Below are 21,216 nucleotides of genomic sequence, written 5' to 3' on the forward strand. Positions count from 1 at the left end.
TTTGACCAACATGTTCGAAATCCTCGTAGAGGACTATTGTCGTCGACAGGGAATTGGAACGGAACATCATACTAATCCCAATAACGATGTCGACACAGCGACGGGGGCTGCATGAATGCCATATCGGGGGTGCTGGGGAGAATCTATCCCTCGCTCGGCACTTTGCAGGGAATTCCACTTTATATTTTCCTGGCGGTCATTGTACTGACCAGCGCGTTTATGCTCGGATACCTAGTTCAGGGAACTAGGGTCTGGTGGCAACTTAAATCCGTCGTCCGAGCTATTCGGTCGCATTTAAATGACAAGACACCACCCTTGCCAGCGGACATTGAAGGGGCTTTTAAGTGGGAGCCGCTCAAGCACCTCTGGGAGGAATATGCGGACACGCTCCATGAATTGAGAAAGGCCAGTTTCGGGGACACAGTTCTGTCGGAAGTGCGCGCCACGGTGTCCGCAGACACGATGTTCACGCGAGAGGCGTTGGTCGACGGTCGGCTCTTCGATGACTTTACCCGTCACCTCCCTGGCGTACTCACTGGGTTAGGTATCATCGGGACCTTCTCCGGGCTCCTCGCGGGACTGAGCAAGTTTAAGCCCACTCCCATTGAAACCGCTGTCAATGGCCTCGGCCCACTGCTGCAGGGAGTTCAGCACGCATTTATTGCGTCAGGCTTTGCCATTGCCTGTGCGATGGCCGTGGTCTTTATCAGTCGTCTCGTACTGGCTTATTTTTATCGTCTTGTCGAAGAATTGACTCGAGGCATCGACAGCTTATATGCCACCGGTGCGGGAGAAGAATACCTTGCTCGCCTCGTCAAATCTTCCGAACAAAATTCGGCAAATACAGCCCAATTGAAGGATGCCCTTGTTGAGGACCTCAACAAGATGATGACGAACTTGGTCGAAAGGCAGATTGCGGCCCAGGACGCCTCGGTCGCGGCCCTTGGCCAGCACATTGGGGAAAGTATTTCTGCTGCAATTGCGGAGCCTATGAGACGCGTGGGTGAAGTGATGGAGATGACGAGCAGAGGCAACGGTGAGCAGGTCAACTCCATGCTTGAAACCTTGCTGACTGGCTTCATGGCGAAACTGGAAGATACGTTCGGTGGACAGATGCGGGGCATCAATGAGCAGATGCAACGGTCCATGGAGGCTATGGGTTCGGTCCAGTCTTCGCTGCAGGGCTTGCTGGCTGATATCAAGCGGACGAACGAACAAGCGGCGACCAGTATGAGCGGAACGCTTGAGGAGGCTATGAAGAAGGCCGCCGATAATCAGCAGCTTCTCACGGACCAGATGCGCGAATTTGTTCAGGACTTCCGCCGATTAGTGACCGAGGAACAGAACAAATCCAAAGCGGTAATGCAAGAGACCGTAATGCAGGTTCTCGGGGATGTAACCACCGCGATGAATAATTTGGAAGGACTACGCCAAGCCGCGGCTGTAGACGAGGCGGAGCGCACGGACAGGCTCGCGAATCAAGCTACGCAACTCGTGGGTGGACTAACGGGCCAAGTGGAGTCGCTTCTTGGAGCAGTCTCCGACCAAGTATCAAAGACTCAACAGAATGTTGATGCTTTGAGTCAGGTGTCCCTGCGCGCCATTGACGGTATGAATCAAGGCGCGGTGACCATGGGTACCGCCGCCCAGCGATTCGAGACCGCTGGAGGCGCAGTCACCACTGTGTTCGAGCGTTCGACCAAGGTCGCCGAAACGTTGGGTGGTGCGTCCTCGGCCTTGCAGGCGGCGTCCACTGCTGTTCAACGAGGATTTGAGCAGTATGACTCTACGCGCAGGGCGGTTGAGGGGCACGTTGCAGCGCTTACGACGCTAATTGAGTCTGCCAAGAGAGAAGCTGGTGTGTCCCAAGAACTTGTTGCTAGCATTAAGGCAAGTGCAGAAGCCATGCGCGCGTCGGAAGTTGCGAGTCGTGCCCATCTGGACCAAGTCAATTCAGCGCTCGTTAAGGCGTTCGCCGACTTCGGGAATGCACTCGTTAGCCAGGTTAAATCCACCATCGCGGAGACCGACCGTCACCTCGCTCAAGGTACCGGTCACCTTAACGGGGTAGTTCAAGAGCTTGCTAGTGCGGTTCAACGCATGAAGAGGGCGTGAGATGTTTTCTCGTATTGTCCTCAAGCGGGGGGCGAAACATGAGGGCGAAAGTCCCTTCTGGATTTCGTTCTCGGACCTCATGTCCGCGCTTATGGTGCTGTTCCTTGTGGTAATGGCAGTCACATTGGTGTCGGTCACCCAGAGTATTGATGCAGCGACACGCGCGAACATCGAACGAAGCGCAGCGATTAACAAGATAATGGCGATGATTGCGGATGACCCCAAGAGTGTCGGGGTAGGTGTCGACCAACAGAATTATCGAATTGACCTCGGCAAGGAGGTTCGATTTGATAGTGGAAGCTATACCATCAGTGTTCCTGCTGCGCAGTTCTTGCGAAGCTACATCCCTGTACTTCTGAACGCCAAAGATACTCCGGAGGGGCAGCGCTGGATGCGCGACGTAGTCGTTGAAGGCTTCACCGACGAGGACGGAACGTACCTATATAACCTGCAATTGAGTTTGGACCGAAGTCGCAGCGTGGTCTGCTCTCTGTTCCAAAATGCGTCAGGAGGCGATTCGCTGTCACCTGAGCAACTCCAGAAAGTACAGAAGCTATTTCTCGTTGGCGGCTATTCATTCAACTCCATTAAGAAGGACAAGGCAGAGAGCCGTCGCGTGGAGTTCAAAATCGATTTCTGGGGGCTTGACGAAAATAGGCCGGCGCCGAACGACGTGTTGAACGGAAAGGAGTTTGGCAAGTGCTAGCCACAAGAGCATTGGAGACGCTCGGTCGCGACCTGGCAGTCGCTATAGGGGCCATGGGTCTGCACACCGGTGAATTCGGCAAGCCGGAACTGGTTGAAAAGCCAGTCATGGATGCCGAACGCATTTTCCAAGGCTATGCCAAAGCAAGGCCGAGTAAGGAGGATGCATATGATGCAGCTAGAGCTTTCCTACGTGGTCACGAGCTCAGCTCTTGGCAGCGCGACCTCGTCGCTTCCGCGCTGGCAGTGCCAGTCCGCGAGCAGAACGGCGCCACGGTCCTGGGGTCCCGGTGATTCGCAGCCCTACTCGCTACTTACGCGCACGAGGCTGAACGTGGCGAGCTATGGCGCTTGACATGGCACGGTCTGCTCTACTCGTATTTCGAATTTAATCCGACTATTACCGAAGACGAAGTAACGCACAATGGCTGGAGAGCTCTTCGGTCGTTCCTGGCGCAGACTTGGCCATTAATCGACCGTGAAACCGGCAACACGCTGGTTCCGGACTGGATTCAAGTACTTCGCAATGAGCCCGATGTCCTCACGGCCAAGCCGGTAGAAAAATACGCGTCCGCCTATCTTAGAGGAGACACGGCTGCGACCGACCGCCTTTCAGCCGACCTAGGTATTCCTCCGTCCAGTTGGTTCTGGCATGCACTTGTGCTTGGTACGGTCAAGCTCGCGGCTTCGAACCGAGACGATGAGCAGTTTCGGCGGCAGATACCGTTACTCCTGCGCTTAGTCGACAGCAAGCCGGCCTTTCGCGACGAGGCGCTGGAAGTCATTCTGATTCGATATCACGCGTGTGCAGGCGCTCGACAGGACGAGCAACTGCGTGACTATGTTTGCCAGCCTACCGTATGGAAGAATCCGAAACTCCGGGCCGCTGGTATTGCCACTGCCTGGACCCGGGTTCCGGACTCGGTTTGGCACATGGTGCTTAGCTGGGTCAACGAGCGAAATCTTAAGGATTTTTTCGATATTCTCGCTGCGCGAAATAAGGCCGATGAAGGGCGTCTGGCATTCTGGTCGAAGTATCTGAAGCAAATCACGTGGACCCGACTTGTGTTCGGGGCCGACACAATGGCGCTCAAGCGGACGAATTTGGAAATTCGCGACCTCATCGCACGTGAGGAAGGTGCCTACGCCCAGCTAACTGGGAAGAGAGAGGTTGATGCTTTCATGATGCAGATTGGAGCATATCTCATCATCGAATTCAGCCGGAAGCCCAATGCCTGTTATGTGTACAAGTCCGACGCTGTGCCGTTCGACCGCCATGGCAAGTACTACATCGGCGGGACGGATGACCTCGGTGCCGGCTTCCATCAACGCTGTGCAGCTCGTATTGTGCATACCCCCGGATGGGAGAAGCGGGCGGCTATCGAGCTTGGCAGCCTAGGTATCAGACCAGACCGCGCCGGTGCCCAACAAGTACTGTCGACGGGAGGCACTCAGGCAGCTTCCGGACAGAGTCGCTGGACAAGTGCGCCTACGAATCAGAGCGATGTGGGTCAGCGCGCACCCAATATGTTGGCGCTCAAAGCACTAATGGCGCAATTTCCGGGTGCCTCAATTGAAGACCTGCGGAATGGTTCGGGTGGGGGGCGTCTTTGGGTCAAAGACTCACTACATCGGACCTTGTTAGCGACCGAGCTCAGCGTCATGGGCTTCAAATGGGCGGACAGAAGACAAGCTTGGTACTTTCCGGAGGCTTGATGGGTTTCTTTGATTTCTTCAAACGTGCAACAACCGCGAAGACCCATGAGCCGACTCTAAAAATTGTCTGGACCGGTGAAGGTGCTTGGGTCGAGTTTGCCCGAGATTTGCCCGAGCCGACCGCCGAAGCGCTGCTTGAGGCCATCCATACGGCAGGTCCGGAGGATACCGTCCTCGGTGCCTATCTGGCGCAGCTTGCTGCGGAAGAGCGATGTGTACTCGAAGAAAGCGGTGCATTGATTCCTTGGCTGGACCTGTATGAATTGCAAGGGGCCGTGGAACACGTCGGCGCGCTGCGCCTTCTTGCGTTGCCTCCACAGGGGCCGTTGCGCCCAATTCTCGATTGCTCGGGTTCGCTGTCTTCACCTGAATTTGAGCTTGATGTAGTGGGTTGGACGGACGGCATACGCCAGATTCAGCCCGACGGCTTGATTGGCGCCATCGCTACAATCGATAACGAACAACAGATGCTCGCAGCTGCTGCTTGGGCGACCGTGAGCGAGGTGGCTCGGTTTCGCACGCGCAGTCCAAACGAAAGAAACCAGCACTTTCATGAGCTGGCGTGGGGCCGGATTCGTCGGGTGGCAGACCAGGCTGGCGCACTATTCGCCAATCCGTATCTGGAAACGACGTTTGTCCTTACTCCCGAAACTCTCCGACTCCCACTTTTGAAGGACGAAACGCCGTTCGGCCGAGTGCTTACAGTCTCCCCGACATTCGACGGTGCTCCCGACGGATGGTTGACCGCGTTTGACGGCTTTAACTCGGTTCAACTGCACTATGACCTTACGCGAGGTGCAGGCCGCGTTCGGGTTGTCATATCGGAGCCCGTGCGCAAAGTTCTTGAGGTCATCAAACGGGAGATGCCTGGACGGAAAGTTGCTGGGTCGAAGGCCCAGAAGTTCGTGCACAACCCCTTCGCATTTCTCGGTGAGACTGCCTATGAAGTTCTCAAAGAAGATGAATTTGAACGAGACCGTGCCGATGCGGGACCAGTCGCAGCTCTATTCAGCATTGTGGGGCGTTTTGACGCGGGCAGAATAACCGTGGTCGACCTCCTCGTAACCGAGCATTATGGAGACGGTGGCGCGAGAACAGACGTCACGGGGTTTAACACACCCGAGCAACTGGATGAGTTCCTTGTTCGGCTAAAAAATGCTTTGGAGTTGGAGCGTGAGTTCCTTCCCTGGGATGAATTCGACCTAACGTTGGATGCTGAATCGACACTACAGCTTGAGCAGGGTTTGTTGCTTTGCCATATGTGGCGGACACAGCCGGATGAGCGTATCGACTTTGAGGATGTCTATCAGCTTGACGGCTATAGCAGTCGGATTGAAGGAATTGGAGCGGTAAAGCCCATCTACGTCCCTGTGTTCCAAAAGGACAAGAAGGAAGCCGAAGGGGACGAAGGATGGTTACCTTCGGACCTCACGCCGATGGTGAAGGTCACCCTTCAGGGGCATGAAGGTGACGTCCTGATTCCATTAACGAAAGAGTGGGCTCAGGAGTTCGACAAGCAGGTTAGCGAGGCTGAAGCCACTGGCCAGCCTGAAGTGCGAAACGGCAGCTTGCCGACGGCCATCGCAACACCGCAAGCACGAACCCTCGCGGACAGCTTTTTAAGTATGGTTGGCGCACAGGACCAGATAAAGGGCGAAAAAGGTAGACAGACGAGGGAGGCGAAGAAAGCCAAACAGACGCTGCTCGTTAAGACAAATTTTCATGGCGTCGACTATTTCGAAGAGCGACGAGCGTCTCTGGCACTGCCAGTAGACTGGATGACGCAATTGCCGCGTTGCCTAAGCTCTGGCATTGAGCTTAAGAAACACCAGCTTCATGGAGTCGCTTGGTTCCAGCATCTCGTGTCAAAAGCACCCGCCGAGTGCCGCGGAGCATTGCTGGCCGATGACATGGGACTGGGAAAAACGCTGCAATTGCTCTCGCTCTTGGCGTGGTACTACGAGATTAACCCAAGTGCTGCTCCCTCTATCGTCGTTGCGCCAAAGAGCTTGCTTGAGAACTGGGAGAACGAAACGCGCAAGTTTTTCACGCCGTCGTTTCCCGAGACTCTTGTCCTGTACGGAGAAAGCCTGCAGGAGCGTAAACAACCTAGAGCACTTATCGATAGTCAATTACAGCAAGTCGGCATCGTGGACCTCCTCAAGCCAGGGTGGGCTGGTTCAGCGAAAGTCATCGTCACGACGTATGAGGTTCTGACCTCTTATGAATTCTCGCTGGCCAAACAGCCCTTCGCTCTCGTCATCTACGACGAGGCGCAGCGAATAAAGACGCCGGGCACTTTGGTTACTTTGGCAGCGAAGAAGCTGAAGGCTGACTTCCGCGTCGCGTGTACAGGCACACCGGTCGAGAACTCGCTTGCAGACCTATGGTGTCTTTTCGACCTTGTACAACCAGGTTTGCTCGGAGCTCTTGAGGAGTTCGGCAAAGTGTACCGTCGCCCAATTGAGTGTGATACGGACGAGCAGAAGGAGGCTCTAACGCGTCTGCAAGCCGCGATAGCTCCGCAGACACTGCGTCGTACAAAGGCGGGCATCGCTTCTGAACTTCCCACGAAGTATTTCGCGACGCAACATCTTGGCCAACAATCATTAGAGTTCAAACCGGTCCTTGATGACGGCGAGCGGCTGGAAATCGCCATGAGCGAACATCAGCGCATTCTGTACAAAGGGGGGCTGAAAAAACTTAAGGACGCAGTCGCAGAGTCCAATGGTCGTCGACGGGCAGCGCTCTCTTTCGGTGCGCTGCATCTGATGAAGGCCGTATGTGCTGAACCGTACTGCCTGCCTGGTTCAAAGTTCCTAGTCGACCAGTCGGGGCGCAAGGTACACCTAGAGAATTCGCCGAAGTTACGTTGGCTTCTAGAGCGACTTGAAGATGTCGAGAAGGCTGGAGAGAAGGCCATCGTCTTTACTGAGCTGCGCGAAGTTCAAGCCGCGCTCTACTATTTCCTGAAAGAAGCCTTTGGGATTCGTCCGTTCATTATCAATGGCGAATCCCAAGGGCGGCAGCGCTACATCGACAAGTTTTCGGAACGGCCCGGGTTTGATGTGATTATCCTGTCCACTCTTGCAGCAGGGGCTGGGCTAAACGTAACTGCAGCAAACCACGTGTTCCATTTCACACGTGCCTGGAATCCCTCAAAGGAGTCGCAGGCTACGGACCGTGCGTTCCGTATTGGCCAAGAGCGAGACGTCTTTGTCTATTGCCCCACAGTAGTGGCGGAGGATTTTTGTACCTTTGAAGCGCGACTGGACCAGCTATTGAAGCAGAAGGCCATTCTGGCGGGGTCGACGCTCAACGATGGCGAGTTGGCAGCGATGCTCAACGGCACAGGCAAAGATGCTTCGTTTACCGAGCTCGTGGGTGACGGCAACGACGGGGAAATGGTCCCGAAACGTTATCTGACCATGGACGACGTTGACCGTATGGATGGAGATGGCTTTGAAGCCTTTTGTTGTCTGTTGTGGCACAAGCAGGGTTTCCAGGCCAGCGTGACCCCGAAACAGAGGGGCGATGGCGGAATTGATGTCGTTGCCCTCAGAGGACGCGAGGGCGTACTTCTCCAGTGCAAGAGTTCGAAGTCGAGTGATTTGGGATGGGACGCAATCAAGGAGGTCACGGCGGGAGCTGCGATATACCAGGCACGATTCCGACGAACCCGGTTCACCAAGATTGCTGTCACCAACCAGCAATTTACGTCAGGTGCCGTTGAGCAGGCCAAGGCTAACCACGTCGAACTCGTAACAAGGCCGCAGCTAGAAGAACTTCTGGCCCGGCATCCTGTGAGTAATCACGAATTCGACGAAGCCTTACAGGAAGAAATGCTGTCCCCGAACTAGCGTCATGAGACCAAGAACGAAGGACCTCGAAGTGAATCGATTACTGGCCATCGGATTTGAGTGCGTGGGGCATCCTGCACCAAATGAGTTGAATCCGATTATCGAAAAAGCCTAAACGGAGAAGATATTGAGATTCATCCATGCGGCAGACATACATCTCGACAGTCCCCTCATCGGCCTGAGCGCTTATCAGGATGCCCCGGCAGACCTGCTGCGAGGCGCAACTCGCGCCGCGTTTACCAATCTGGTCAGTGAGGCTATCGAGCTGCAGGTCGACTTCATGATTATTGCAGGCGATTTATACGACGGACCGTGGAAAGACCACAACACAGGCATCTACTTTTCCAAGGAAATGGGACGCCTGAAGAAAGTGAATATTCCGGTGTATCTCCTCTACGGCAATCACGACGCCGAAAGCGAGATGACCAAGCAACTGCGGTTACCGGACAATGTCTACGGATTTGGGACCAGGAAGTGTTCGACCTTCCGCATCGAGCATCTCAAGGTGGCATTGCACGGTCGAAGCTTCAAAGACGCGGCGACGTATGAAAACCTGGTCACGACCTATCCCGCGCCCGAACCCGGCATGTTCAACATTGGGGTGCTGCATACGGCACTTGAAGGCAATACGGCACATGCCCCCTATGCTCCCTGCAGTTTGGATGAGTTGCATGCCACGAGCTACGACTACTGGGCCCTGGGTCATGTTCACGAGCATCGTGTCTGGGATGGACCTTCGACTATCGTGTTTCCTGGCAATCTCCAGGGGCGGCACATTCGGGAAACGGGGGCCAAGGGTGCTGTTCTGGTGAGTGTGGATAGCACAGGCCAGCGAACGCTTGAACGCCTGTATGTTGACGTTTTACGGTGGCACGACCTAGTCGTGGATGTCTCCGCATGCGAATCGCTGGTCGCGGCCGTCCGAGCTGTCGAAAGCGAGCTGACCCAATTTCTGGATGACGCCAGCGGCAGCCTAACCTATGCCATGAGGGTGACGTTGGTCGGCAAATCGGTGGCGCACGGAGACCTGTTCGGGGAAGAGGCTCAACTACGCCAGGAGGTGCTGGGGCTCGCCGCAGCGCTGGCACCCGAACGATTGTGGATTGAAAAGGTGCGGGTTCGAACCGCCATGAAAGACGATGGGGAGACCATTAAAGCGCGGCACGACGCGCTGTCTGACCTCAGTGAATTGCTGGCGACTGCCGAGGGCGACGAAGATTTCTTGAAAGCGCTTCAGGAGGAACTGCTTGGCTTGGTGACCAAGGCCCCGCCTGAGCTGCAACAGATGGTTGCTTATTTTCCCGACATCAAAACTAGGAGTCTGAGCACACTGGTCAATGAGGCGCGTGCAGGTTTGCTGGCCCATCTTGAGAGGACGGAGTGACGGCTATGCGCTTCCAACGACTCGACCTGCTTAAGTTCGGCAAGTTCTCCGAACGGTCTCTCGAACTCCCTGACTCGACAACTGATTTTCATCTTATCGTCGGTCCGAATGAGGCCGGCAAATCGACGCTGAGAGCGGCGATTCTCGACCTACTCTTTGGCATTCCCGTGCGTTCACCGCACGGATTTTTGCATCCATTGAACGAACTCAAGTTGGGCGCGTCCGTCAGTAATGGCGAGACGTCACTGGACTTCGTCCGAATCAAGGCCCAACGGCAGACGCTTAGAACCCCCGCAGACGGCGTGCTGCCTGATTTGGCACTTGAGCCATTTTTGGGTGGTATCGACAGAGACTTCTTTGACCGCATGTTCGGGCTTGACCACTTCCGACTGGTTGAAGGCGGCAACGACATCCTGAATGCGGAAAGTGACATCGGCAGAATCCTGTTCCAATCAGCGGCTGGGGTGGCGAGCCTGGGAACAGTGCGAGACCAACTGGCCGCAGAAGCCGACAAGCTCTGGGCGCCCCGAAAATCGACTGAACGCGCTTACTATGCCGCTGCGGACCAACTTGAGCTTGCGAATGGCGCCCTCAAGAAGGCCTCAGTTCGCACGAAGGTATGGGCCGACGCAAACAGCGCTGTCGAGACGTTACGAGAATCGCTGGAGGCAGCGCGGACGAGTTGGCGCGAACTCGATATGCGTCGAGCGCGGCTCGAACGTGTGCGTCGGCTGGCGCCGCTTATTGACGCGCTCAGCCAAAACGATGCCGCTCTGGAACTCCTTAAAGAATCGATAGACCTGCCGGAAGATGCAGCTCAAGCACTGAGCCAGGCAGAACGCGACATCGCTCGCGCGGAAGCCGGGTTGAAGATTCGCAAGGGCGAAGTGGATGCGGCCAAGGAGTCTCTGTCGGCCATTTCGGTGGATGAACCCCTGTTGAGCGCCGAGCCGCGCATTGCCGCACTGGAGGCGCGTCGCGTCCGGTACGAGCCGTACGCAAGGGACATCGAACGACGAAAAAGCGAAATTCAGGCTCTTCAAGGGGATATTCGTCGCGCATGTCTCGACTTGAAATGGGCCTACGAATCCGAAGCAGACTTGCTGCTCAATCTGCCCTCGTTGTTGATTCGTCGTAAGCTCAGCGACCTTGCGAGGAAAGCCAGCGGGATTGAGCAAACTCTCAAGGCAGCCGAGGCCTCTGAGCGGGCAAAGAAATCCGATATTGGGTCGCTTGAAGCCCAGTTGGACTGCTTGTCCGAGGTCAAGGTCACTGCTGGTCTGCGGGCCGCTTTGCGCAAGGCCCAATCCTTGGGCGACCCCGCACAGGTTCCGGAAAAGCAACGTGCCCTAGCCGAAAAAGCTGAGGCCGGGCTTGACGCAGCCATGCGAGCGCTAGGCGTTTGGCGCATGAACCTCGAGGACCTGTCAAAGCTCCAACTCCCCTCCGGTGAGGCACTCTCACGCCGACTGCGTGAGCGACAGAATCTCGATGCACAGGTCAAATCGCTGTCTGAGGACCTGTCTGAACAGATTTCTGCTGTCGGGGAAGCCGAGCTTCGGGTCAATCAATTCACGGAATTGAGACATCCGACCACCTACGCAATGGTGGAGCAAGCGCGAGCTGAGCGCGATGAGAAATGGGCGTCCGTCAAACAACGGACAGACGATTTTGAGGTCGATGCCGAACAGTTCGAATCGGCGATGCAGGACGCGGATACGCTGGCGGACACGCATTTGAGTAACGTCGAAGATGTGACAGAACTTCAATCGCGCAAAGATGAACTCGAAAGGCAGCAACATGCCCAAACCCGCCTTGAGCACCAGTTGGAGACAGCCAAGGAGCAGCTGGAAACTTTCTCTGCAGAATGGAGCGCGCTAACCACGGCAGCGGGCCTCGACGGTTTGCCGCTCGAAGATGCTTCAGACTGGATTCGCAAGAAAGACGGCGCGCTTGACCGCGGCCACGCTCTTCTTGAAGTCCAGACGGATGCTCAGTCCGCGTTGAACGCCCTGGCAAGCGCGACTCAGGAGCTGCGCGCCGTCCTTGAGGAGAACGGCGTTGCTCAGGTGAGCGATGAGAACTTGAGCGCATTGTGCATTCAAGCGGAACATCTCATTTCTGAAGCCGATGGCGTCAAAGGACGTCGAGAGGCGCTGAATGGCCAGTTGGTCACGGCTCGCCAAGTCTACGCGGCGCTCCAAGATGACTTAACCGAGGCCAGAAAGGAATTGGCCTCGTGGGCAGCCGATTGGGCTGCCACGCTGTCGGATGCCGGACTGGACGCTGCCTACGACACCGGAACTGTCGAAGGTGCCCTGGAACTGATTGGCGAAATCGAGGAAAAGGCACGCAAGGCTTGCGGGATTCAGGCAGAGCGTATCGATACGATGAAAGCAGACCTCGCCTTGTTTGCCGAGGACGTTGAAGCGTTGTGCGGCACTATTGCTGTGCCCCTCGGCGACCAGGAACCTGCTGAGGCTGTGCAGCAGCTTGTCATCAAGGTGCGGCTGGCCAATGAGGCGCGAGGTGAACGAGAGCGGCTAACCGCTGCGCTGAGAGCGGCGGAGCAGCACGTCGCTGAGTTGGAAACCGCCAAGCAAGAGGCAGAAGCCATTATTGAGCCTTTGAAGGCGCGGGCCGGCGTATCTACGCGCGAGGCTTTGGCTGAATGCATCGCTCAATCCGATGAAAAGCGTCGATTGCTGGAGGAAGCCTCCCGACTAAGGCGCGACCTGACGGCAGGCGGAGATGGCCAATCGAGACAAGACGTTGAGGCTGAGATTGCAGCGGCCAACTTGCCGGAGATTGCCACGGAGATTGCCGCGCTGTCCGGCGACCTCAAGACTGTCGTCGAGCGCCAGGGAGCGCTATCCGCAGAACTGGCGACCGCAGAGTCCACATTGACGGCCATTGGCGGCTCGGACGCGGCGGCGCAGGCAGAGGGTCAGCGGCAAGAAGCGTTGTCGAAGATGGCCGATGCGGCCGAGCGCTACGTGAAGGTGTTCACTGCTGCCCGATTGTTGCGCTGGTCCATTGACCGCTATCGTCAGGATAAGCAAGGCCCGATGCTGGCCAAGGCCAGCGCAATATTTGCGGAACTGACCCAGGGTTCCTTTGAGCGCTTGGTCGTGGACTTCGACAAGCAACCCATGGTGCTGGAGGGGCGCCGGCCCGACGGCAAGCATGTTGGTATCTCGGGCATGAGCGACGGCACCCGAGACCAGCTATTCCTGGCGCTACGCTTGGCCGCTTTGGAAATTCGCCTGGAACAGGCGTCCAAGCTGCCCTTCATAGCAGACGACCTGTTCATCAACTATGACGATGCGCGGTCGGCTGCGGGCCTGCGGGCATTGGCGTCCCTTGCCAAACAGACCCAGGTGATTTTTCTGACCCACCACCATCACATAGAGGCACTCGCTCGAGACACATTGGGCGATGCCATCAATGTCGTGCACCTGTAATCAAGAACTATCATCGGCCAACGAACCAAGGGACCTCGCAATGTCGCAAATCACATTGGATGAACAGCGTGCGCAAATCGTGGCAGCTGCAGAAAAGGGCAACACGTTAGTGGCGGCCGCACCGCTCATTGCGCCGCGAACGCGACTGCCGCTTTCAGCGCAGCGCTGCCCCCCGACTCCCAGAGACTTTGCCAACAACGCGAGCGTCTCTCACATCTCTAGAAAACCTTCAGCCGCACGCAACGTCTGCTTCACTTCGCCATGCATCAGTGCCTGTAGCGGCGTAAGATTGCCAAGCGCCCCGTTCGGCTCTGTAAAAAAGTCCCACTTGCGCCAGCCACTCAAATCACCGAGCTTCCGCACTACCTTAACCAAGTCCTTGCGGTTAATCTCGTTTGCAAGGAAAAACGCCGGGTAGTAAGGGACGGCCTCAAGGTCAACGCTGAAGATGCGCCCAGTTGCGCCGTCCTTGCTCAGTCTCTGCTCTGTGATACCCAGGGCTTTGCAGACATCCACCGCACGGAGCAACCGGCCTTCAGCAACGAGGTGGTGACGCGCTGCGTTAGCCACCGAGGCATCAAGATGCTCGGATGCCGACGTCCGGCGCTTCGAGCCACGATTGCTGTGACTGCGTTGCTTCTCGCCTTCCTCACGAATCGAAGGGAGGTCCAACTTCAACGCTGTAGACAGACCGGCGATTTGCATGAGACGGATTTTAAAAAGTCGCCCAAGCTCCGCATCGGGGAGCTCGAGAAGCGCTAGAGTCGCTGCGAAGTCGAGCAGGATTGCCGCCACGGCGGCGATGCGGACCGCCTGTAGCACCCGGGCGTCGTGGACCGAAGAATGGTCCTTGTCGCGTGCAGACCGTGGCATCGTTGCTCCTTTTGAAACTCCTATTTCCGGTCAGTCGATGTCCTAAAAGTGGCACGAAGCGCGCGTGCGACTCCCTTTTCATCTCGTTCAAGAGTCAAGGGAGAAGCCCAAATTGAGGGAAGCACAGACGCTGATATATCCAGGTCGACAACGAGGGGGTAGTGCCGAAGAAGAGACGTCGCAACCGATTGGACGAGGCCTGGAATTGTGACCTCCTCAGCATTCGAGAGTATCTTCAGGAAGTCGCGCGTATCTAGCACCGCCTTCGTTCGCTCGGTTGGTATGGTCATCATTCCTTCTCCGCGAGTAGCTTGCCAGTGACGTCCGCATAGGAGGCTATGCCGTTGAAACTGCACCAGCGTTCCCAAATATATCTGCCATCCCCGGAACAACCGCGGGGGCCAACCAACTGATAGACGCGACCAGATGAAGTTACGCCTCGTAAAGCAGTCGGGTCGAACCGTTGAATAGCAATGCTAATCCTCATATGCGTGACCGGTGCTGAAGAGCGTCAAGACCGACACCTTGGAAATCGCGTACTTCGAGCGTGGTCCAAGCGAAGGTTGGCCGGTCATTCTCTCGCACGGCTTCTCTAAAAGCATCTTGCTTGCTCGACATCTCTGTTCCATAGGCTCTGCGTAGTGGGTGGCATGATTAGTAGTGCAAATTGGTTTGGGCGTGCGAACACCTGTCGGCGTTCCAGTCAATCAGGTTCACGTCCGGCGAGCACATCTCTAGCGCCAGCGACTACACATTGAGTCACGTCCTCGAATGCTCGTACGCTATTTACCGCACACCACCTGTCCCAGACATAGGTCGCCTGTTCAGAATCGCCGGGGTTGCCTAGCAGTTGGTACACACGACCAGATTGAGTGACCCCGCGCATTGCGACGGCGTCGAACTCGACGACTGCGGAGCTGACTCGCCCTGTGAAATCTAACGAGTCGACGCCAACGAAGTGACATGCGCTTTCCTCGACCTGAAAGATTTTCCATCGTAAGAGCTCGACGCTTGGCTCCGCTTCGACCGACCCGATAGTCCAGATTGGCATATCCGCCTCCATGGCCTCTTCAATTTTGCGAACCCCCTCAGCCAACCTTCGGTCCAGCCGGCGATGCGGATTCCAGCGTGGCTAAGGTAATGAGATGCAAATACTTCCGTTTTATTTTAGGTGGGGAAGTGGAAAAAGCAAGCGGATAGTTGTCGAGCGCTCACTATGAGCGCTCACCGACCGCAGAGCGACCTACCGCAATGAGGTCGTCATAGTCGATATAGCGGTCAAGGCTCAGGCTGCCGAGCGCAAGAACGCATTGAAGGAATTCAGGGAGGGAGATGGTGCCTTGGTCGATGTGCGAGGCCAGTGTCTTCTCGCTCAGGCTGGCACCCAGCTGGACCATCCGTAACGTGAGGTCGTCGACCGAAACAGCAGGATGTCGGGATAACTCAGCCTCCAAAATCGCCGTGGCCCGGGCTTCCCAGCTATCCGAGCGGGAAATGGCGTCGAGCCAGAGTCGAGGTATCGTGGAGTGAGTGACATGCAGAATCTGCAGCAGCATCGACAGCTTTACTCGCCCTCGCATCACACGAAGCGCAAGTGACCGCTCACTTTCAGTGACGCCGACGGCTTGCAGCGCCGTTGCGAGTTCGGCATATCCCATCCCCTTTCGCGCGAGGATGACGCGTACGACACGCGCGGCCATATCCGCCCAACGGGTGTCGACCTGGCTCACAAGGCTCCTTGCAATCGTGCAATGTCGGGCTAAACTGAAGCGAAGTAAAAGTCACCAGATTCGTTGCCGCACGGAGTAAATCTCTACTAGCGGATGGCAAAAAAAGAAGGGTGACATCGAATGATTGTACTGTGCTCCAGCTCTGCAATTAGAACGAGAATATGGAGGGCGTGCTGACAAGGTATCCGCGTGTTCCGAGCCGGTAGCCGAAGAGCTGTGCAGCATCCGCCACACCGGGCGGCGAGACAAACGAGAGGAAACGAAGATGGAAAAGCGGGAACTGCCAGAAATGGCGAATGAAGCGACGGACGAGCTGAAACGCGCACCAATGTTGCTGCGCGCGCACTCTAAAGGTACAATATGCGAATGTACCGCTAATTTAGCGTGGAATATCGTTTTTGTCAAGTGACACAACCTGACAACGCGTCACGTGACATGTACACGGCCCCTCTGACCACAGTTGTGGGGCGACATCAGATTTAAGATTCTGGAGGTCGTAGCGCTGAACCTACCTCGCAAATAAAAACGGGGCAAAGAGAGTACCAGTCCCCTTGCCCCGCTTCCGGCGAACCCAAAAACAGCCCAACCGCAACTACATGCGCGCGTAAGGTCTCACATTGGGTTCGCGTTGTCAACCCCTGCCTGCTCGCTTTGCAGGCTCAGGGGGAGAACACTCGCCCCTGATTTTGTGTGAGAACCGTATGAAAACGCCCCTCAGCAGCGGCGGCGCCGGCGCTCGTCTGGCGCCCTGTGTTCATTGCGCCCGCGCTGCGCTGAGCTTCGACGCCCAGCCTTTTCGACTAACGCGCCACGCTCTTCTATCTGCCCGCGCCGGTTCCATTGACCTGGGCGCAGGTCACTGCGATGGCGAGCGTGCGCATTCCAGTGAGTCTCTCTCCGGCCGATTCAGCGTCGATGGAGGACTCGCGTGAGCACCGAAATCACATCGACGGCGGAAAATCATGAGCCGCCTCTGCAACTGACCACATACTTTGCGCAGTTGGGAGAGAATCCGGCACTTACTCGCGTCCCAGTGCTCAAAACGAGTGCCCAAGCAGCGGCAGCAGCTCAATTCCTGCCAGACCTCTCGCCTGGTGGTGACATCTCGGCTGACGACCGGATTCTGATACCCACGAGCGTCCATCGCCGTCTGTTTCTGGACCTCGCGCAGTCCGTGACCGCAAGCGCCATCGAGCGCGACCTCTCCAACCCCGGGTATCGTGCCAAGGTAATCACGGCGCACCGATTCATCAACCATCGGCGAGACACGCACGGGCACTCGGTGTTCAGCACGGACGTTGCCATTCCGAAGGTGTCGACAAAAGTCCATTTTGCCGTCGTGCCGAACGGTGTTGGCCAACATGCGCTCATCAACGCCTGCCAGCGCGTTTTTCAAACCGAAAACATGCTCTTCGAGGTTCCGCTCGAAGGTCGCCCCCGTGGCATCCGGTTCGCTCGAATGGACACCGTCGTTGTTCCATTTCCGCCGAACGGTAGCCCGGGCACGTTTGGTCGTGCGCTCGTAAAGCAGGTCTCGCCCATCTTCGACGCGAGGCACGCGTTGCAAGCCATGAGAGACGATGAGGTCGCCACTGCGGTGCAATCCCTGCTTCTCTCGCTGAATGTCGGCCTGGTCGTCGTCGGCCCCGTATCGAACCACATGTCCAAATCCAGGAGGGCGGCAGAGATGTGGTCAATGCTGGGACAAGTCGCAACCGCGACGGGCATCCCGTTTGTCATCGTCGGAACCCCCGGGGCCGCATTGAACCTTCTCGAACAAGGCGACGCTGAGGCTGCACTGACATCGCGAGGCGTTTACTGCATCGAGCCGTTTTCTCTCACCTCCGGCATGTGGATGAACACTGCCCAAATGGTTTGGCTGAAATACCTCATTGCCGCCGGCAAAACGCCGCCTCCGTGGTTTTCGGCCGCGCTCCATGCGGTGACTCTCGGACGGATTGAGCTTGCGGTGAAGGTCGGCGCTTTCATTGCGTCAACGTGGCTTGGTGGCGCCAAAGTCGTGCTGTCCAAAGAAATCTTCATCGCTTACGCCCATCAGGCGCTTCAGTTGCAACAACTGATGCTGGACGCGGTGCGTCGTGCGCGGGCCGGCGGCACGTTCACGCTCGGCCGTATCAGGTGGTACAGCGATTGGCTCCTGCTTTCGACGGTCGTGCACTCGCTCCTTCGCCTTGACGACGGCAATGACTTTTCACAAACCCGGGCTATCAAGGCCGCAGCCAACATCGTCAACACACTAAGGGCGGGCCCGAACCGCAAAGTACACCTGCCCAGCGAGCACACCGACGAGAAGCCCGAGGAGGCCGAAGCGTGAGCACGTTCACATTCTTCGCCGCGGCCGAAGGCGAGAGCGCCTGTTCCATCCTCAAAATGGTTGCTCAAACGACCCATTCTCGAGATGCGAAGAAGGCCTACGTGTCGTTTTGTCAGCACGCGAGTCCTCTAGCGAATTCGCTTCCCTGCAGAGCCACCAGATTTTGCGCGATAACCGACAACTCATACGGCCCGCCGGCCGCCGTCCTGGTGGCCAACAGTCTCGCGGAATGGAACGCCATCGGCATGACTGCTCCGTCACGTGAGGCCCTCATGCGCGCACTGACCGACGGCCGGTTCCGTACTCCATGCCCGATGCTCGATGCGCTCTGCCAATGCGGCAACCGTACCGAGCTACAGTGCCCAGAATGCGCGCGAATCGACCTGAGCAACCTTGGCAGGCTGGCAAACCATACCGCTCATTGCATCGATTACGTCACGCGATGTATTTATCACGACGCGTTGCTCGAGTGCGCGGGCGACGGGAGCAGACTTGAGGCGCTACTCATACATCCGAATTCCGAGCCGGCCCATCGTAACTCTGCGAGGTATGCGCGCCTGGCTACAGCGCTCGCGACAGGCAGTCAAGCGACCTGGTCGGAAATCACGCGGCTTCTCACCGAGCGCCGCTACCTCCATGAATCCGGCCGCTGGAATCTGGGAAGCCTGCGGAGTGATTTCCAACGATTCTTCTCCTCTGGATTCGAAGACCCACGGCTCAGCTCCATCACCGACAACGGAGACTACATCGAGTCTGCCATACGAAAAGCAGCACGAGGTCGCCCCATCCATCCGACCATCGTTGTTCTGCTTGCGATGTTCGGAAGCGAGGTCGATGCTCTTCCGGCGCGAGTGCGAGGCGCACGACAGACATTGTCGACCTCGACGAACGACTGGATAGAGGTGGAGACGCACCGCTCAGCGTGGCTCAAGACCTGTGCGCAAAACTCGGGAGCGTCGCGCACATCGATTCGTCGCCTCGCGCCCGCAGCATGGGCATGGCTGTATCGCAATGACCAGGCGTGGTTGATGGGCAACCAGGTGCCGAAGATTCGTCGGCATGGACGGAAGAAAATGAAGGTGCCACCTGCTGCGGTCGAGTGCTCTATTGCATCCACGAGTAAAGACTTTCGGCCATCGAAAAAAGGCATCCCGCCACTTCCTTCTGCGTATCAGACCCGACTCGCTTTTGGAATGCGTGACCACGCCTTCGCTCGAATCGTCGAGCGGCTTGGAGGGACGGGAGCCCATGCCCAGCTTCCAGGCAGGAAGCGCATCTTCGTTGCTCGCCGAGAGGCGCATGCATTGAGCACCGTCGGCCCAGGGGCTCGCGTTCAAGCCGAGACCACTGTCGCGCGCATCGCAAACCTTCGCCCGGAAACGCTCCGCGCACACTCCAAACGCTAACAGGCCGTGCGCCCAACAGTCCATGAAAAATTTCCAACTCCCCAGCGCCTACTTCCCGATTGAAGAGGGCGAACTTCTGCCGAAGTATTTTTCGAGAACCAGTGCCAACGCTGAGCACGATATTTTGACCGCTGCCTGGTATGCACCGAGCGGTCTCGAGCGCTACATCGAACCGTTTAAAGACCTCATCGGCACGTTTGACGACCTTATCGGCCGGAACACCTTTTTGCCTCTGAAACTTAGGACGACGACGCCAGAACAAACCGAGATGATACTTAAGCATACCCGGGACCAGTATGCCGGTGGAATCCTCGCACCGTTGGGTATGAATGGTCCGAAGGGCGCTAGGTTCAGGGTACTTCCAACCATGTGCCCCGAGTGCGCACAGACGAACATTGCCTCATGCGATACGCCATTCTGGAACCGAGCCAATATGGTCCCTGGACTGTTGTTCTGCTCCGTGCATGAACGCCCGCTTGAGGTCGGGTGCGAAGAGTGCGCGGTCATACAAGACCACAACAAGCTCGTTTGGCCTGGTCAGCATTGTGGCTGTGGACTCAAGCCGCTTGACGAAGTGTTTGGCATGTCCTCCGCGCAGCAGGAACATGAAATGGAACTGCATCGGGTGTCGAAGCTGTTGCTTGACCCCGAGTACATGCCGGGCTTCACGCGCGATGCGATTGGAGAAGCCGTTCGACGTCGTAGCCGCGAACTGGGTCTTCTCGATACGGCGGCTAACGGGACAGAGTTCGCACACCATTTCTTCGCCGAGCACCCGATGAGGAGGCTCCTTGAAAGAGCTGGCGTCGTATCGAGCGCTGGTGCTTCATCGGACCACCTCGCGGGAAAGCTTGTATACCTAAATCCACTACAAAGCTCGGCTCTGCTCATGTCGCTCTTCGACGATTGGTCTGCAGTCGAATTGAAGGTGGAGGCAATCAATGCAGGGGAAACTGAATGCACGCCTGCTCACGAAGAGCCACCAGAGTCAAAAGACTTTCGCCCTCAATCGCTGGCCACGAAGCGATACGTGGAACAGAATCGTGCGCGGCTTCTGAAACCGGAAATCTCCAAATACATCGCCCTGCGCGACAGTATGCCCTTTCTCTCCCATAGCGAGCTACGCATAAGGGTGGGAAGTTACGGCGAGCACCTTCTAACCAAGGAAACGCTTAGGTCCTGTGGAGTCGAACTGCCGGCGGTCAGCAATAATGCCGAGAAAAACAAGGCGATTGACCGACTGTTGTCGGAGCACATAGCCAGTACCGCCCGCGAACAAGTTCGCACTATCGACCGGAAGCAAGTTACTGCCCGCCGACTTCTGAAGGGCACCGTCCTCGCTCGGAATTCTGAGAGTAGGCATCTCTTCCCGCTAACAAATGCAGTTCTGAACGAATTTACCGAGAGCCGCGCCGAGTGGTGCGCACGCGTGGGACCGCCGCTCCCCAAAAATGCTGCGAGCGAAACGCGCGAGCACAAAAAGAGGCACACAACGACGCCGCGCATACGAAAGCAGCCGAGGGTTCCGAACAAGACCTCGGCGGCACCTCTTGTCGACTTCCTGTTGCCCAGCGATGGGGAGCAAGACGCACCCGAGACGACGCTGGCTTTTGAATGATGGAGGTGGT

The 21,216-nt window shown here is 56.8% G+C and carries 12 protein-coding genes and 1 pseudogene; 10 read left to right on the top strand and 3 right to left on the bottom strand.

The window, feature by feature from the left end:
* Positions 1–111: 111 nt before the first annotated feature.
* The 6 genes and pseudogenes from zorA (at position 112) to BLV92_RS02170 (ending at position 13,244) form a co-directional block, all read left to right on the top strand.
* A complete protein-coding gene (gene zorA / locus BLV92_RS02145; RefSeq protein WP_090541850.1) occupies positions 112–2,115 on the top strand; it encodes an anti-phage ZorAB system protein ZorA in 2,004 nt (667 codons plus the stop codon).
* A 1-nt stretch (position 2,116) separates the two neighbouring features.
* Positions 2,117–2,821 (top strand): OmpA/MotB family protein, encoded by a 705-nt coding sequence (locus BLV92_RS02150; protein ID WP_090541852.1) that lies wholly within the window; start codon positions 2,117–2,119, stop codon positions 2,819–2,821.
* Between the two features lie 329 nt (positions 2,822–3,150).
* Positions 3,151–4,536, top strand: a pseudogene (locus BLV92_RS02155) (EH signature domain-containing protein); the annotation flags it as partial.
* On the top strand, positions 4,536–8,396 hold the full coding sequence (locus tag BLV92_RS02160; RefSeq protein ID WP_090541854.1) for an SNF2-related protein: 3,861 nt from the start codon (positions 4,536–4,538) through the stop codon (positions 8,394–8,396). The pseudogene BLV92_RS02155 and the gene BLV92_RS02160, both read left to right, overlap by 1 nt.
* 127 nt (positions 8,397–8,523) lie before the next feature.
* The gene (locus BLV92_RS02165) at positions 8,524–9,780 is read left to right on the top strand and encodes a metallophosphoesterase family protein (protein WP_090541856.1); all 1,257 of its coding nucleotides are present in this window, start codon (positions 8,524–8,526) and stop codon (positions 9,778–9,780) included.
* Positions 9,781–9,785: 5 nt separating this feature from the next.
* A complete protein-coding gene (locus BLV92_RS02170) occupies positions 9,786–13,244 on the top strand; it encodes a YhaN family protein (protein WP_090541858.1) in 3,459 nt (1,152 codons plus the stop codon).
* Between the two features lie 210 nt (positions 13,245–13,454).
* Here the strand turns inward: BLV92_RS02170 and BLV92_RS02175 are convergent, their stop codons facing one another.
* From BLV92_RS02175 to BLV92_RS02195, 3 genes are all read right to left on the bottom strand, one after another.
* Positions 13,455–14,117, bottom strand: coding sequence for a hypothetical protein (locus BLV92_RS02175; RefSeq protein ID WP_090541860.1), 663 nt, complete (start codon positions 14,115–14,117; stop codon positions 13,455–13,457).
* Between the two features lie 20 nt (positions 14,118–14,137).
* Positions 14,138–14,410, bottom strand: coding sequence for a BPSL0761 family protein (locus BLV92_RS33005; protein WP_342029103.1), 273 nt, complete (start codon positions 14,408–14,410; stop codon positions 14,138–14,140).
* A 921-nt stretch (positions 14,411–15,331) separates the two neighbouring features.
* Positions 15,332–15,847 carry a DUF6471 domain-containing protein gene (locus tag BLV92_RS02195; protein ID WP_090541862.1) on the bottom strand — a complete coding sequence of 172 codons (516 nt, stop codon included), beginning with the start codon at positions 15,845–15,847 and terminating at the stop codon, positions 15,332–15,334.
* A 265-nt stretch (positions 15,848–16,112) separates the two neighbouring features.
* Here BLV92_RS02195 and BLV92_RS31960 point away from each other — a divergent pair, with 265 nt between their 5' ends.
* The 4 genes from BLV92_RS31960 to BLV92_RS31365 all read left to right on the top strand — a co-directional run bounded on the left by BLV92_RS31960 (position 16,113) and on the right by BLV92_RS31365 (position 21,206).
* On the top strand, positions 16,113–16,256 hold the full coding sequence (locus BLV92_RS31960) for a hypothetical protein (RefSeq protein ID WP_167626996.1): 144 nt from the start codon (positions 16,113–16,115) through the stop codon (positions 16,254–16,256).
* Positions 16,257–16,775: 519 nt separating this feature from the next.
* Positions 16,776–18,182, top strand: coding sequence for a hypothetical protein (locus tag BLV92_RS02200; RefSeq protein ID WP_090541864.1), 1,407 nt, complete (start codon positions 16,776–16,778; stop codon positions 18,180–18,182).
* Positions 18,179–19,588: a TnsD family Tn7-like transposition protein gene (locus BLV92_RS02205; protein WP_090541866.1), complete on the top strand. Its 1,410-nt coding sequence runs from the start codon at positions 18,179–18,181 to the stop codon at positions 19,586–19,588. The genes BLV92_RS02200 and BLV92_RS02205 overlap by 4 nt, the downstream gene beginning before the upstream one ends.
* Before the next feature lie 22 nt (positions 19,589–19,610).
* Entirely contained in the window at positions 19,611–21,206 is a 1,596-nt protein-coding gene (locus tag BLV92_RS31365; RefSeq protein WP_143040639.1) for a hypothetical protein, read from the top strand.
* Positions 21,207–21,216 lie beyond the last annotated feature (10 nt).

The sequence above is a fragment of the Paraburkholderia caballeronis genome (assembly GCF_900104845.1).
GTDB classification, from domain to species: domain Bacteria; phylum Pseudomonadota; class Gammaproteobacteria; order Burkholderiales; family Burkholderiaceae; genus Paraburkholderia; species Paraburkholderia caballeronis.

Excerpts from the sequence above, each read along its gene's own strand:
- BLV92_RS02170 (WP_090541858.1), top strand. The coding sequence starts at position 9,786 with ATGCGCTTCCAACGACTCGACCTGCTTAAGTTCGGCAAGTTCTCCGAA.
- BLV92_RS33005 (WP_342029103.1), bottom strand. The coding sequence starts at position 14,410 with ATGATGACCATACCAACCGAGCGAACGAAGGCGGTGCTAGATACGCGC.
- BLV92_RS02160 (WP_090541854.1), top strand. The coding sequence starts at position 4,536 with ATGGGTTTCTTTGATTTCTTCAAACGTGCAACAACCGCGAAGACCCAT.
- BLV92_RS31365 (WP_143040639.1), top strand. The coding sequence starts at position 19,611 with ATGAAAAATTTCCAACTCCCCAGCGCCTACTTCCCGATTGAAGAGGGC.
- BLV92_RS02150 (WP_090541852.1), top strand. The coding sequence starts at position 2,117 with ATGTTTTCTCGTATTGTCCTCAAGCGGGGGGCGAAACATGAGGGCGAA.
- BLV92_RS31960 (WP_167626996.1), top strand. The coding sequence starts at position 16,113 with ATGGAAAAGCGGGAACTGCCAGAAATGGCGAATGAAGCGACGGACGAG.
- BLV92_RS02175 (WP_090541860.1), bottom strand. The coding sequence starts at position 14,117 with ATGCCACGGTCTGCACGCGACAAGGACCATTCTTCGGTCCACGACGCC.
- zorA (WP_090541850.1), top strand. The coding sequence starts at position 112 with ATGAATGCCATATCGGGGGTGCTGGGGAGAATCTATCCCTCGCTCGGC.